Origin of the sequence: Microbispora hainanensis (assembly GCF_036186745.1) — a bacterium.
Lineage (GTDB): Bacteria > Actinomycetota > Actinomycetes > Streptosporangiales > Streptosporangiaceae > Microbispora.
The window spans coordinates 5,775,270-5,791,304 of the sequence record NZ_CP108086.1; the positions used below are offsets into that span (position 1 = coordinate 5,775,270).

Annotated in this window: 3 protein-coding genes; all 3 read left to right on the forward strand. The window is 77.0% G+C overall.

Annotated features, from left to right (window positions below; translation table 11 throughout):
• The first annotated feature begins 18 nt into the window (after positions 1-18).
• Genes OHB01_RS26845 through OHB01_RS26855 form a run of 3 tightly spaced genes read left to right on the forward strand, consistent with a single transcriptional unit; the run spans position 19 to position 16,014 of the window.
• Positions 19-10,698 (forward strand): SDR family NAD(P)-dependent oxidoreductase, encoded by a 10,680-nt coding sequence (locus OHB01_RS26845; protein ID WP_328854136.1) that lies wholly within the window; start codon positions 19-21, stop codon positions 10,696-10,698.
• Entirely contained in the window at positions 10,691-14,116 is a 3,426-nt protein-coding gene (locus tag OHB01_RS26850; protein WP_328854137.1) for a type I polyketide synthase, read from the forward strand. The genes OHB01_RS26845 and OHB01_RS26850 overlap by 8 nt, the downstream gene beginning before the upstream one ends.
• Positions 14,113-16,014 (forward strand): HAD-IIIC family phosphatase, encoded by a 1,902-nt coding sequence (locus OHB01_RS26855; protein ID WP_205830217.1) that lies wholly within the window; start codon positions 14,113-14,115, stop codon positions 16,012-16,014. The genes OHB01_RS26850 and OHB01_RS26855 overlap by 4 nt, the downstream gene beginning before the upstream one ends.
• Positions 16,015-16,035: the final 21 nt, after the last annotated feature.

The following is a 16,035-nucleotide window of genomic DNA, read 5'->3' on the forward strand; positions in this document are numbered from 1 at the left end:
ACGGAGAGCGGTTCATCCATGGCGAATGAAGACAAGCTGCGCGACTACCTCCGGCGGACCACGGCCGACCTGCTGCGCGCCCGCGCGGAGCTGGAACGGCTCGAACAGGCCGAGCACGAGCCGCTGGCGATCGTCGCGATGGCCTGCCGCTACCCCGGCGGCGTGCGGACGCCCGAGGACCTGTGGCGGCTGGTCGAGTCGGGCACCGACGCGATCACCCCCTTCCCGGGGGACCGGGGGTGGCCCCTCGACGAGCTGTTCGACCCCGACCCGGACCGGGAGGGCACGAGCTACGCCTCCGAGGGCGGGTTCCTGCACGACGCGGCGGGCTTCGACGCGGAGCTGTTCGGCATCAGCCCGCACGAGGCCCTGGCCGTCGACCCCCAGCAGCGGCTGCTCCTCCAGGCCACCTGGGAGGTCTTCGAACGGGCCGGGCTCGACCCGCGCGGGCTGTCGGGCGAGCGGATCGGGGTGTTCGTCGGGGTCATGTACTCCGACTACGGCTCCCGCCACGTGCGCGCTCCCGAGGGATTCGAGGGGTTCATCGGCACCGGCAGCGCGGGGAGCGTCGCCTCCGGCCGCATCGCCTACGCCTTCGGCCTGCAGGGACCGGCGGTCACCCTGGACACGGCGTGCTCGTCGTCGCTGGTCGCCCTCCACTACGCCGCGCAGGCGGTCCGCCGCGGCGACTGCGATCTGGCCGTGGCAGGAGGCGCGACCGTCATGGCGACCCCCGCCACCTTCGTCGAGTTCAGCCGCCAGCGCGGGCTGGCCCCCGACGGCCGGTGCAAGGCGTACGCCGCGGCGGCCGACGGCACCGGCTGGGCCGAGGGCGTCGGACTGGTGCTCGTGGAGCGGCTGTCGGAGGCCCGGCGCAGGGGCCATCCGGTCGTCGCGGTCCTGCGCGGCAGCGCGGTCAACTCCGACGGCGCGAGCAGCCGCCTGTCCGCACCCAACGGTGCGGCGCAGCAGCGGGTCATCCGGGCCGCGCTCGCCGACGCCGGTCTCGGGCCGGAGGACGTGGACGCGGTCGAGGGGCACGGCACCGGCACCGGCCTCGGCGACCCCATCGAGGCGAACGCGCTCATGGAGGTGTACGGCAAGGCCCACCCGGCCGGTGATCCGGTCTGGCTGGGCTCGCTCAAGTCCAACATCGGGCACACCCAGGCGGCCGCGGGCGTCGGCGGCGTCATCAAAATGGCGCTGGCCATGCGGCACGGCGTGCTCCCCGCGAGCCTGCACATCGACGAGCCCACCCCGCACGTCGACTGGGCCGCCGGTGGTCTCGCCCTGCTCACCGCCGCGCGTCCCTGGCCCGATCGGGACCGCCCCCGCCGGGCCGCGGTGTCCTCCTTCGGCATCAGCGGCACCAACGCCCACGTGATCGTCGAACAGCCCCCGGCCGAGACCGGGGCGCTCTCCCCGCCGGGGGAGCCGGGCGCGCGGGAAGCCGGCGAGGGTGAGGCCGGTGCGGGGGACGCCCTCCCCGCGGTGGCCCCGTCCACGGAGGAGGCCGCGTCCGGCGCGGCGCCGGACGCGGCCGACGCGGTGCGGCCGGTGGTCCGGCCGGTGGTATGGACGGTGTCGGGGCACACCGAGGCGGCCCTGCGCGCCCAGCTCGGCCGGTTGCGGCGGTGGGCCCGGGACCACCCGGAAGCCGTCCCGGCGGACGTCGCCCGCACGCTGCGTACGGCGCGGGCCGACCTCGCGCACCGCGCGGTCGTGGTGGGGACGGACCTGCGCGCGCTGACGGGAGGGCTCGCCGCGCTGGAGGAGGGCCTGCCGTCCCCTCGTGCCGTGGCGGGGGAGGCGCAGGGCGTGGCGCGGCCCGTGTTCGTCTTCCCCGGCCAGGGGTCCCAGTGGGCCGGGATGGCCCGTGAGCTGTTCGCCGCCTCCGAGCCGTTCCGGGAGGAGTTGCTGCGGTGCGCCGCCGCACTCGCCCCGTACGTCGACTGGGATCTCGTCGAGGTGGTGACCTCGCCGGAGGGCGGCGCGGCCGGCCTCCTGAACAGGGTCGACGTGGTGCAGCCCGCCCTGTTCGCGGTGATGGCGTCGCTGACCGCCGCGTGGCGCTCCTTCGGCGTCGAACCGGCCGCGGTGGTGGGCCACTCCCAGGGCGAGATCGCGGCGGCGTACGCGGCCGGCGTCCTGGACCTGGCCGACGCCGCGGCCCTGGTCGCCCGGCGAAGCCGCGCCATCGCGGACATCGCGGGCGGCGGGGCGATGGCGTCGGTCGAGCTGCCCGCCGCCGAGGTCCGCGGCCGTTTCGCCGGTCTCGGCGGCGTCGTGGTCGCGGCCCTGAACGGGCCCGCCGCCACCGTCGTGTCGGGCGAGGCGGGCGCGGTGCGGGAGCTCGTCGCCCGATGCGAGGCCGAGGGCGTGCGGGCCCGGCTCGTGCCCGTGGACTACGCGTCCCATTCGCCCGCCGTGGAGCCGTTGCGCGAGACGCTGCTCGCCCGCCTGTCCGGGATCCGCCCCAGGTCCGGCGGGACGCCCTTCTACTCGACGGTGGTGGCCGGCGAGCTGGACGGGGCCGCGCTCGACGCCGCGTACTGGTACGCCAACCTGCGCGAGCCGGTGCGGCTCAGCGAGACCGTGGCCGCCCTGATCGCCGCGGGCCACCGATGCTTCCTGGAGGTCAGCCCGCATCCGGTGCTGGCGGCGCCGCTGCGGGACACGGCCGAGGAGGCCGGTGCCGAGGCGGACGTCGTGGCCACGCTGCGCCGCGACGACGGAGGGCTCGACCGGCTGCTCACCTCGGCCGGATCGCTGTTCGCGGCCGGCGTGCCGGTGGAGTGGGGGCCGTTCGCGGCCGGGCGGGTGCTCGACCTTCCCACGTACGCCTTCCAGGAGCGGCGCTACTGGCTGGACGCGGTGACCGCCGGGCCGTCCGGCCTCCCCCCGACCGGCCACCCCGTGCTCGGTGTGGCCGTCGAGGACGCCGAGGGGCAGCGGGTGCTGTTCGCGGGCGCGTTGCCGGCCGGTGGGTGGGCGCGGCAACACCGGCTGGGGGAGCGACCGCTGCTCCCCGGGAGCGCGCTGGTCGAACTCGCGCTGGCGGCGGGTGATCGGGTCGGCCTGCCCGTCGTGGAAGACGTCACGCTCGTCGCCCCGGTGGAGACGGCGGGTCCGGTGCAGGTGCAGGTCCAGGTTCAGGTCCAGGGCGCGGTGCAGGCCGAGGGCGCGGTGCAGGCCGAGGGCGCGGTGCAGGCCGAGGGCACGGTCCAGGGCACGGTGCAGGCCGAGGACGCGGTGCAGGTGGAGGACGCGGTGCAGGGGCGGACCGAGGTGGAGAACGCGGCCGGCGGCGCGACCTTCACGGTCCACGCAAGGACGGGCGAGGGCGACGCCGCGGGCGCCTGGCGGCTGCACGCCTCCGGCTCCCTGAGCCCCGCGAGCCCCCCCGGCGGTGCGGGAGCCGAACGGCCACCCGAGGGCGTGCGGCCGGGCGGTTCTCCCGGGGAGTGGCCGCCCGGGGGCGCGGAGCGGATCGACGTGGCGGCCGGCTACGACCGGCTGGCCGAGGCGGGGGCGCACTACGGCCCCGCCCTGCGCGCCGTACGCGCCGCCTGGCGACGGGACGGTGAGCTGTTCGCCGAGCTGGCGGCATCCGGGCCGCCGGCGCCGCCCCGGGAGGAGGGTTTCGCGCTGCATCCCGCCGTGCTGGACGGCGTCGTGCAGGCCGCGTTCCTCGACCGCGTGACGCGGGACGACGGCCCGTCCGAGGTAGTCGTGCCCTTCGCCTGGAGCGGGGTGCGGGCGCACGCCCCGGCCGGCGGCCCCCTGCGGGCGCGGCTGGGCAGGACCGGCCCGGACACCTTCACCGTGCTTCTCACCGACCACGACGGCAGGACCGTGCTGACGGCCGACGAGGTACGTGTACGTGCCGCATCGGCGCAGGCCGGCCACGAGGCGTCCCCGGCCGTGTCCCCGGGGCTGCGGCTGACGCCCCCGGAGAGGCGGGCGGCCGCGAACGACGTCTCCGCGGAGACGCCCGCCGGGGCGTACACCGCCCTGGACGGCCTGAGCGCGCGGGAGCGGGACGATCGCCTGCTCGACCTGGTGGCCCGGGCGGTCGCCGGGATCCTCGGCTACGACTCGGCAGGGGAGGTGCGTCCCGACCGGCCCTTCCGCGACCTGGGGATCGACTCCCTGACCGGCGTGCGACTCCGCGACCACCTCGGCCGCGCCCTCGGCCTGCGCCTGCCGAGCACGCTCGTGTTCGACCATCCCACTCCGCGCGCACTGGCCCGCCATCTGGGCGAGTCCCTGGCCGGAGCCGCCACCGCCGCGGCTCCGGCGGTCCCGGCGCGGCACGATGGCGCGGCGGCGGAGGAGCCCGTCGTGATCGTGTCCATGGCCTGCCGCTACCCCGGCGGCGTGACCACCCCCGAAGAACTCTGGGATCTGCTGGAGGCGGGCGGCGACGCCATCGGGCCGTTCCCCGCCGACCGCGGCTGGGACCTCGCGGCGCTGTTCGACGACGACCCCGACACCCCGGGCACGTCCTACGCCCGCTACGGCGGCTTCATCCACGACGCCGCCGACTTCGACGCCGGCTTCTTCGAGATGAACCCCCGGGAGGCGCGGGCGGCCGACCCGCAGCAGCGGCTGCTGCTCGAGACGTCATGGGAGGCGTTCCAGCGGGCCGGCATCGACCCGTCCCGCCTGCGCGGCTCGCGCACCGGCGTATACGTCGGCCTCATCTACACCGAGTATGGCGCGCGGGCCCAGGACGACCCCCGCGAGCACGGCGGCTACCTCGGCACCGGCAGCGCCGGAAGTGTGGCGTCCGGCCGGATCGCCTACACCTACGGCCTGGAAGGCCCCGCGATCACGGTCGACACCGCGTGTTCGTCCTCCCTCGTCGCTCTTCACCTCGCCGTACGGGCGCTGCGGGCCGGGGAGTGCGACCTCGCCCTGGTCGGCGGCGCGACGCTCATGGCCACACCGGCGACGTTCGTGGAGTTCAGCCGCCAGCGCGGGCTGTCGCCCGACGGCCGGTGCCGGGCGTTCGCGGACGCGGCGGACGGGACGGGCTTCAGCGAGGGCGTCGGCCTGCTGCTCGTGGAGCGGCTGTCGGACGCACGGCGCAACGGCCACCCGGTGCTCGCCGTCGTGAAGGGGACGGCCGTGAACCAGGACGGCGCGAGCAACGGGCTCACCGCTCCCAACGGCCCCGCCCAGGAGCGGGTGATCGAGGAGGCGCTGCGCGCCGCCGGGCTGACTCCGGCCGACGTGGACGCGGTCGAGGCCCACGGCACCGGCACCACGCTCGGCGATCCGGTCGAGGCGCGGGCCCTGCTGCGCACGTACGGCGCGGCCAGAGGCGACCGCCCGCCGTTGTGGCTGGGGTCGCTCAAGTCGAACATCGGCCACACCCAGGCGGCGGCCGGGGTCGGCGGCCTCATCAAGATGATCCTCGCGCTGGAGCACCAGACGCTGCCGCGCACGCTGCACGTCGACGGCCCGTCGCGCCACGTGGACTGGGACGCGGGCGGGCTGGAACTGCTCACCGAGGCCGTGCCCTGGCCCGCCGGAGACCGCCCCCGGCGCTTCGGCGTCTCGGCCTTCGGGATGAGCGGCACCAACGCGCACGTCATCGTCGAGGAGCCGCCCGCCGCGGACGCCTCACCCGGCGCCCGGCCGGAGCCGGCGCCCGCCGCCGCGGTCCCGCTGGTCCTGTCGGCCAAGTCGCCGGGCGCCCTGCGCGGCGAGGCGCGCAAACTGGCCGGATATCTGGAGCGGCACCCCGGAGTCCCGCTGGCCGACGTCGCGGCGGAGCTGGTGCGCACCAGGGCCGAGTTCGGGCACCGGGCGGTCGTCGTGGCCTCGGACATCGGGGAGGCGATCGAGGGGCTCGCCGCCGTCGCCGACGCGGCGCCCGCCGCGACCGCCGTCACCGGCTACGCCAGGCAGCCCCGGCGGCCCGTCTTCCTCTATCCCGGGCAGGGCGCGCAGTGGGACGGCATGGCCCGGGCGCTGATCGAGGAGTCGCCCGCCTTCGCCGCCCGGATCGCCGAATGCGCCGCCGCCCTGGACCCGGTCACCGGGTGGTCGCTGCGTGAGGCACTGCTCGACGGCGCCGACCTGGGAAGGGCCGACGTCGTCCAGCCCGTCCTGTGGGCCACGATGACCGGCCTGACCGCGGTCTGGGAGTCCTTCGGCGTACGTCCCGCCGCGGTCGTCGGTCACTCCCAGGGCGAGATCGCCGCCGCGCTCGCGGCCGGGGCCCTGTCGCTGGAGGAGTCGGCGGCGGTGGTGGCGCTGCGCAGCCGCGCGCTCCGGGCACTGTCCGGCGGGGGCGCGATGCTGTCGGTCGCCGCTCCCGCGGACGTGGTCGCCGAGGCCATCGAGGCGACCGAGGGCGAGGCGGCCGGGATCGCGGTGGCCGCCGTCAACGGGCCCGCCTCCACCGTCGTCGCGGGGACCGCGGGAACGGTGGACAGGCTGCGGCGCGAACTGCGGGAGCGAGGCGTGCGCGTCCGGCTCGTCGACGTGGACTACGCCTCCCACTCTCCCCAGGTGGAGCCGCTGGAGGCGGAGCTGCTCGAGGTGCTGCCCGAGCCCGCGCCGCCGGCGTACACGGCCGACGTCTTCTCGACGGTGACCGGGCAGAGGGTCGACCCCGCCGGGGACACCGATTTCGGGCGGCCCGCGTACTGGTACCGCAACCTGCGCAGCCCGGTGCTGCTCCAACCGGCCGTGGAGGCGGCCGTCGCGGCCGGGCACGAGGTGTTCATCGAGGTGAGCCCCCACCCGGTCATCGGCATGGGCGTTCAGGAGATCCTCGACGCGCACCCCGAGGTCCGCTCGCCCGCCGTCGTCGGCACCCTGCGGCGGGAGGACGGCGGCCTGCGCCGCGTGCTCGTCTCGGTGGCCGAGGCCTGGGTGAACGGCGTGCCGGTCGACTGGGGAGCCCACCTGCTCGCCGGGCCGTCGGGCCGCGCGCCGCGGCCGATCCCCACCCTGCCCACCTATGCCTTCGACCGGCGCCGCCACTGGCTGGACGCGCCGGCCAGGACCGCCGCCGTGCCGGGGGCCCGCCGGGTCGCCCACCCGCTGCTGGACGCCGTGCTGCGGCCGGCGGGCGAGGATCGCGTGCTGCTGCTCGGCCGTCTCGGGCTCGGCGACCACCCCTGGCTGGCCGATCACGCCGTGGAGGGCACGGTGCTGGTGCCCGGCGCGGTGCTCGCGGAGCTGGCCGCCTTCGCGGGACAGACGGTGGGCACGCCGCGCGTCGACGAGCTGACCCTGACCCGGCCGCTCGTGCTGGAGCCGTCCGGCGCGACGGAGATCCAGGTGACGGTGGGCCCGGCCGATCCCGACGGGCGGCGCGAGGTCGGCGTGCACGCCCGGCCCGCCTCCGGCCCCGACCCCGAGGGCGATCCTCTCGGCGCGCCGTGGACCACCCACGCCGACGGCGTCCTTACCCCCGCACTGCCCGCCCCCGCCGTGCCCGCCCCCGCCGTGCCCGCCCCCGCCGTGCCCGCGGGCCCGGACGCGGGCTCCCTCGCGGGGGCATGGCCGCCGGCCGGGAGCGTCCCCCTGCCCGTCGACCGGCTGTACGAGGATCTGGCGGCGAAGGGCTACCGCTACGGCCCGGCCTTCCGAGGCCTTCGGGCGGCGTGGCGGTCCGGAGAGGACGTCTTCGCCGAGGTGTCCCTGGAGGCCCCCGCGGGCTTCCGTCTCGCCCCCACCGTGCTCGACGCCGCGCTGCACGCCCTCGCCCCCGCCCGTCTGTTCCCCGATGACGGCGCCGTACGCCTGCCCTTCACGTGGCGGGGGTTCACCCCGCACGGCCCGGCTCCCGGGACCGTCCGCGTACGCCTGCGCCGGGCGGGCGACGACGCGGTGGCCGTCGAACTGACCGCCGCGGACGGCACGCCGGTGGCGTCGGCCGACGCGGTGACGTTCCGCGTGGCCGATCCGGCCGACCTCGCCGCGGCCTCCGGCGACTCGCTGTACGAGCTCGTCTGGGAGCCGGTGCCCCCCGGCTCCGGCGTCCCGCGCGAGCACGCCTGGGTGCTCGGGGCCGCGGACGCGGACTTCTCCGGCGTGGACGCGGCGCTCGCGGCCCTGGACGCCGGGGCGCCCGCCCCCGGGGTGCTGGTGATCACCGCGCCCGTCGCCGCGCCTGTCGCCGTGTCGGACGGCGACGTGCCCGGGGCGGTCAGGACGGCCCTGCTGGAGGTGCTCGGCACGCTGCGGCGCGGCCTCGCCGACGCCAGGCTCGCCGGGACGCTGTTCGTCGTACGCACCCGGGACGCGGTCGCCGCCGCCCCCGGCGACCCGGTGGGTGCGCTCGACGGCGCCGCCGTCTGGGGCCTCGTCCGCAGCGCGCAGAGCGAGGAGCCGGGCCGGATCGCCCTCGTGGACGACGGCGGCGCTCCGCTCTCCGCGGTGCTCGACGCCGTCGCCACCGGGGAGCCGCAGACGGCGCTCAGGGACGGCCGCCCGCTGGCGCCCCGGCTGACCCCCCGCCGCCCCGACCTCATGCGGCCGCGCGGCGGCTGGCGGCTGGAGGCGGGGGAGGGCGGTGTCGCCGACGACCTCGCGTGCCGGCCCGTGGAGGACCGGCCGCTCGGGCCCGGCGAGGTGCGGGTGGCCGTGCGGGCCGCGGGCCTCAACTTCCGCGACGCCATGCTGGTCCTCGGCATGTACCCCGGCTCGGCCGACCTCGGCACCGAGGGAGCGGGCGTCGTGCTGGAGGTGGGCGACGACGTCACCGGCCTCGCACCGGGAGACCGCGTGATGGGGCTCGTCGCCGGCGGCATCGGGCCGCGGGCCGTCACCGACCACCGCCTGCTCACCCCGATCCCGGCCGGGCTCACGTTCGCGCAGGCGGCGACCGTGCCCGCGGTGTTCCTCACGGCCTGCTACGCGCTGCGCGACCTCGCCGCCGCACGGCCCGGTGAGCGGCTGCTGGTGCACTCGGCGGCGGGCGGCGTGGGCGGTGCGGCCATCCAGCTCGCCCGTCACTGGGGGCTCACGGTGTTCGGCACCGCCAGCCCCGCCAAGTGGCCCTACCTGGAACGGGCGGGGCTGCCACCGGAGCGCGTCGCGAACTCGCGCGACCTGTCCTTCGCCGAGACCATCCGCGCCGCGACCGGCGGCCGGGGCGTGGACATCGTGCTCAACTCGCTGGCCCGCGAGTTCGTGGACCACTCGCTGGGGCTGCTCGCGCCCGGCGGCCGTTTCGTCGAAATGGGCAAGACCGACATACGCGACCCCGGTGAGATCCGCGACCGCCACGGCGTCCTCTATCGGGCCTTCGACCTGGCCGAGGCCGGGCCGGACCGGATCGCCGCCATGCTCGCCGACATCGCCGGGCTCTTCGCCGAGGGCGTCCTCGCTCCGCTCCCGGTGACGGCCTGGGAGGCCGGCCGGGCGCCCGAGGCCGTACGGCACCTCGGCCTCGCCCGCCACGTCGGCAAGGTGGCGCTGCGGATCCCCCGCCCGCTCGACCCCGAGGGCACGGTCCTCGTCACGGGCGGCACGGGCGGCGTGGGACGGCTGGTCGCCGCGCACCTGGCCCGGCGGCACGGCGTACGGAACCTGCTGCTGGTGAGCAGGCGGGGGGAGCGGGCGCCCGGGGTCGAGGACCTGCGCGCCGAGCTGGACGGGCTCGGGGCGCGGCTGACGGTCGCCGCCGCCGACGTCGCGGACCGCGCGGCGATGGCCCGCGTGCTCGGCGAGGTGCCCGCGGAGCGGCCGCTGACGGCCGTGGTGCACGCGGCCGGCGTTCTCGACGACGCCACACTGGCCGGGCTCGACGCCGGACGGCTCGACGCCGTGCTCAGGCCGAAGGCCGACGGCGCCTGGCACCTCCACGAGCTGACGCGGGACCTCGACCTCGCCGCGTTCGTGCTGTTCTCCAGCGCGGCCGGGATCGCCGGCAGCGCGGGACAGGCGGCCTACGCGGCGGCCAACGTCTTCCTCGACGCACTGGCCGCCCTGCGGGCCCGCGAGGGGCTCCCGGCGACCTCCGTCGCCTGGGGCCTGTGGCGGTCCGGCAGCGCCATGACGGGAGGGCTCTCGGCGGCCGACCGGGCCAGGATGACCCGCTCCGGCCTGCTGCCGATGACGCCGGAGCACGCCCTGGCACTGCTCGACGCGGCGCTGGACGCGGCCGCCCCGGCGCTGACCGCCGTACGGCTCGACCCCGCGAGGCTGGCGGCCGCACCGGACCTCGCCGCGCCCCTGCGCGGGCTCGCCCGAGCGGACGCACCCCGGGCGGACGCTCCGGCGGGGACGGCCCCCGACCTGCCGGGCCTGCTCGCCGCGGCGGAGCCCGCCCGGCGGCGCGCGCTGGTGAACGAGACGGTGCTGCGGTACGTCGAGGCCGTGCTCGGCCGGGCGCCCGAGGACGACGCCGGCGAGCCGCGCAGCTTCCGGGAGCTCGGGTTCGACTCGCTGACCGCCGTCGAGCTGCGCAACCGGCTCGGCAAGGCGACCGGCCTGCGGCTGCCGGCCACCGTGGTCTTCGACCATCCGACCCCGGACGCCCTGGCGGAGTACCTGCTCGGCCGCCTGGCCCCGGACGACCCCGGTGGTCCGGACGGCCAGGAGCCGCCGGTCCCGGCGCTCACCGCTCCTCCCGCTCCCGCGACCGGCGCGGAGGTCCCGGCGACCGCGGAGGAGCTGTTCCGGTTCATCGACTCCGAGTTCCGATCCGAGGGACGGCGGCATGTCTGACGAGAAGCGACTGGTGGAGTACCTCCAGTGGACGACCGCCGAGCTCGCGCGGGTCAAGCGGGAGCTGGCGGTCCTGACCGAGCCCGAGCCGGTGGCCGTGGTGGCGATGGCCTGCCGGTTTCCCGGCGGCGTCCGCTCGCCGGAGGACCTGTGGCGGGTGGTCGCCGAGGGCGCCGACGCGGTGGGAGAGCCGCCGGACGACCGCGGCTGGGATCCGGCGCTGCGCGAGCACGCGAAGGCCGGGGGGTTCCTCGACGACGCCGCGGGTTTCGACGCCGCCTTCTTCGGGATCGCGCCGCGCGAGGCCGCCGCGATGGATCCCCAGCACCGCCAGCTCCTGGAGGTGTCGTGGGAGGCCATGGAGCGGGCCGGCATCGTGCCCGCCTCGCTGCGCGGCAGCCGGACCGGCGTGTTCACCGGGGTGATCTACCAGGACTACGCCCCGCCCCTGGACGGCGTGCCGCCCGAGGCCGAGGGCTACCTGATGACCGGAAACGCCACCAGCATGGCCTCGGGCCGCCTGGCCTACACCTTCGGGTTCGAGGGGCCCGCCCTCACGGTGGACACGGCGTGCTCGTCGTCGCTCGTGGCGATCCATCTGGCCGTACGGTCGCTGCGGGCGTCCGAGTGCGACCTGGCGCTCGCCGGAGGGGCGACGGTCATGGCCACGCCCCGGGTGTTCGCCGAGTTCGCCCTGCAGGGCGGGCTCGCCGGGGACGGCCGGTGCAAGGCGTTCTCCCGGTCGGCCGACGGCACCGGATTCGGCGAGGGCGCGGGGATACTGGTGCTGGAACGTCTCTCCGACGCCCTGCGCGCGGGTCACCCGGTCCTCGCCGTCATCCGCGGCTCGGCGGTCAACTCCGACGGGGCGAGCAACGGCATCACCGCGCCGAGCGGCCCCGCCCAGCGGAAGGTGATCGAGGCGGCCCTGCGGGCGGCGGGACTGTCCCCGGCGGACGTGGACGCCGTCGAGGCGCACGGCACCGGGACGGCCCTCGGCGATCCCATCGAGGCGGGCGCCCTCATCGAGGCGTACGGCAGGGCCCCGGGGCGGCGGGAGCCCCTGTGGGTCGGCTCGGTGAAGTCGAACCTGGGACACACGCAGGCCGCCGCCGGGGTGGCCGGGGTCGTCAAGATGGTCCAGGCGTTGCGGCACGAGACGCTTCCGGCGACCCTGCACGCGGACGAGCCGTCCGAGCTGGTCGACTGGGACGAGGGCGGGGTGGCCCCGCTGACCCGGCCCCGGCCCTGGCCCAGGACCGGCCGGCCCCGGCGGGCGGGTGTCTCCTCCTTCGGCATCAGCGGGACCAACGCCCATGTCATCGTCGAGGAGCCCCCGGCTCCCCAGCCGGACGGAGGGGCCGGCGCGGGGCGGGGCGGGGAGATCGGGGCGCCGGCTCCCGGACCCGGCGGGCAGCCGTCGGCGGAGCCGGACGGAAAGCCGGTGGCGATCCCCTGGGTGCTGTCGGGCCGGTCACCCGAGGCGGTGCGCGCCCAGGCCGCACGCCTGCGCGACCTCCTGCGCGCCGCGAGCACGCCCGGGGAGCCCGCGGACGGGGCGGGGAAGGGCTCCGAAGCGACGGGGGAGCGCTCGGGTGTCGCGGGCATGCGCGCCGGCGGGCCCGGAGCGGGGGCCGACATCGCGGCGGTGGCGCGGACGCTGATCCGCGCCCGCTCGTCGTTCCGCCATCGGGCGGTGGCGATCGGCGCCGACGCCGCCGAGCTGTCCCGGGAGCTGGACGCGCTGGCCGCGCCCGCCGCGCCGGTCGGCACCGCCGGGCCCGCCCCCTCGGTGGCCTTCGTGTTCTCCGGGCAGGGCACCCAGCGTCCCGGCATGGGCCGGGAGCTGCACCGGCGGTTCCCCGCGTACGCCGCGGCGTTCGACGCCGCCTGCGCCGCACTGGACCGCGCCCGCACGCTGCGCGGCGCGGACGGCCCGGGCGTGGCCGACGTGGTGTTCGCCCCCCAGGGGTCGCCGGCGGCCGCGCTGCTGCGGCGCACCGAGTTCGCCCAGCCGGCGTTGTTCGCCACCCAGCTCGCCATGTTCCGGCTGGCCGGAGAGCTGGGCCTGACCGGCGGCGCGCTGCTCGGCCACTCGATCGGGGAGCTCACGGCGGCGCACGCCGCGGGGGCCCTCTCGCTCGACGACGCGGCGGCCCTGGTCGTCGCCCGCGCCCTGGTCATGCAGGCGGCCCCCGAGGGCGGCGCGATGGTGTCACTGCGCGCGCCGGAGCCGGAGGTCGCCGCCTCGCTGAAGGAGGTGGACGGCCTGGTCGCGGTGGCCGCGGTCAACGGCCCCCGCTCGACGGTGATCTCCGGGGACGCCGCCGCCGTGCGGAAGCTGGCGGCCGCGTGGCGGGCGCGGGGGGTGCGGACCAAGCTCCTCGCGGTGAGCCACGCGTTCCACTCGCCGCACATGGACCCGGCGCTGCGCGGCCTGGCGGAGGCCGCCCGCGCCCTGACCGTACGGGAGCCCGCCGCCGTGCTGGTCTCCACCCGCACCGGGAGGGTCGCGACGCGCGAGGAACTGGCCGCGCCGGACCACTGGGCCGCCCAGGCGCGCGAGCCGGTCCGCTTCCACGACGGCGTGCGGGCGCTGCGCGCCCTCGGCGTGGACACCTTCGTGGAGATCGGCCCCGACGCCACGACGGCCGGCATGGTCGCCGACTGCCTCGCGGGGGAGAGCGGCGAGGTCGCCGCGATCCCGCTGGTGCGCGACCCGTCGGACGAGGCCCGCTCGGTGCTGCGCGCGCTCGCCCAGGCGTACGCGCGGGGCGTCGCGGTCGCCTGGGCGAAGGTGATCGGCGAGGGCCCGGGCGCCGATCCGGCCGCCGTCCCGACCTACCCCTTCCGGCACGAGCGGCACTGGATCACTCCCTCGTACGGGGTCCGGAGCGGCTCGCCGCGCGAGCGGGAGCTGTGGCGCGCCGTGGACGACCTCGACGCCGAGCGGTTCGCGACCGTCGTCGGCGGCGTGGCCGCGCCTCCCGACGCCGTAGGGGAGGTCGTGGCGGCGCTGCGGCGCTGGCGGTCCGGCGTGAGCGGGCAGGGGTCCGGCGAGAACCAGTCCGGCGAGATTCCGGCGGCGGCGTCGTCCCCGCTCGACGGGGTGCCCGCCGAGGAGCGGCACGCCGTGCTGCTGGCCATGGTCCTCGCGGCCGTGGACGGCGCCCTCGGGCATGCCGCGGGGGCGGTCGGCCCGCACGACGACCTCACCCAGGCGGGCATCACGTCCTTCGGCGCGCTGGAGATCGCCGGGCGGATCTCCCGCGAGACCGGCGTGAACGTCCCGCCCGGTCTGGTGCTCGACCACCGCACGGCCCACGAGCTGGCGGCCCGCCTGGACGAGCTGCTCGCCTCCCAGGCCGGCGGCGACCCGCGTTCACGATCCGAGCACGACGCCATGGAGCTCCGATGACCATCGACACCGCCGCCGCGCTCGCGCGGCTGCGCGGGCTGCACCGGGACGGGGCGCTCGCCGAGCGCTTCGACGAGGTGGGCCCGCTCCTCGCCGCGATGTCCGCCGAGGACGCCGCCCGGGCGGCGCGGTTGCTCGCCCGCGCCGATCTGGACACCGCCCGTGAGCTCCACCCGAGCCTGCCGGCCGTGCGGGTGACCGTCACCGGGCACGGCACGCTGGAGGCGCTGCGCGTCGCGCTCGTCGGGGAGCTGGCCCGGCACGGATACGTGCCGTCCGTCCGGCTCACCGGCTTCGGCTCGTACGTCTTCGAGCTGGGCGACCCCGGCAGCGAGCTGTACGCGGAACGGCCCGATCTCGTGGTCTGCGTGCTCGATCATGCGACCGTGTTCGACGAGGTGAGCGTGCCGTTCACGGCCGAGGACGTGGAGCGCGTGCTCGCCGGGAAGATCGCCCTGTGGCGGGGGCTGGCCGCCCGGTACGGCGAGAGCGGTTCGGGGACGCTCGTGCTCAACACGGTGCCGCTGCCCCGCCTGTGGCAGGCGCGGCTGCTCGACCACAGGTCGCGGGCCCGGCTGGGCGCGGCCTGGCGCCGGGCCAACGCCGAGCTGCTGGAGCTCGGCGCGTCCGCCGACCGGGTGGTCGTCGTGGACGTCGACCCGCTGCTGTCGTCCGCGACCGAGCTGAGCGACCCCCGCTTCGAGATCTACGCGGGGGCGCACCTGTCCGACGCGCTGCTCGGCGCGTACGCGCGGGAGCTGGGCCACCTCGTCAGGGCGAGGACCGGACGGGCCAAGAAGGTGCTCGCCCTCGACCTGGACGGCACGCTGTGGGGCGGGATCCTCGGCGACGACGGCGTGGAGGGCATCGAGGTCGGGCACGGCCCGCGCGGCGAGGCGTTCCGCCGTTTCCAGGGCGTGGCCAAACAGCTCGCCTCCCAGGGCGTGCTGCTCGCCGTGGTCAGCAAGAACGACCGGGACACGGTGCTCGCCGCCCTGCGCGACCACCCCGGCATGCTGCTGCGCGAGGACGACTTCGTGCGGATCCTGGCCGACTGGAGTCCGAAGCCGGTGCACCTGCGCGCGCTGGCGGAGGGCCTGAACCTCGGCGGCGACAGCGTCGTGTTCGCCGACGACAGCGTCCACGAGTGCGCCGCGGTCGCGGCCGGGGTCCCGGAGACCGTCGTGGTCCATCTGGGCGGCGATCCGGCGCTGCACGCGACGACGCTGCTCGCCGACGGGTGGTTCACCACGACCGAGGTCACCGCGGAGGACCGGGCGCGGACCCGTCGCTACCACGAGGAGGCGGCGCGGTCGGAGTTCCTCGCCGCCGCCGGCTCGGCCGAGGAGTTCCTGGCCGGCCTGGACGTGTCCGTACGGCTGGCTCCCGCGGAGCCGGGGGAGACCGCCCGGCTCTCCCAGATCACGCTGCGGACCAACCAGTTCAACCTCACCACGGAGCGCCTGTCGCCGGAAGAGGTCCGGGAGCGGGCGGAACGGCCCGGCTGCCGGGTGCTGGCGATCTCGGCGGCGGACCGCTTCGGGAGCAACGGCCTGGTCGGCGCGCTCTTCCTGCGGGCCCGGCCGGACGGCCTGGTCGTCGACAACTTCCTGCTGAGCTGCCGGGTCTTCGCCCGCGGCATCGAGCAGGCGGTGCTGTCGGCGGTGCTCCACGCGGCCCGGGATGCCGGCTTCGCCGCGGTTCACGGCCGCTACCAGCCGACCGCCAAGAACGGCAAGGTCCGCGATCTCTACCCGCACTACGGCTTCACCCCGGTGGAGGAGGGCTCGCGGTTCGTCCACGACCTCGTCGAGATCGTCGGCGTGCCCGCCCATCTGACGCTGCACGTGGAGGGCCGGGTGGTCCCGGAGGCGTCTCCGGAGGCGTTGACAATCTGAGGCTACCTCAGGTTGACTGTG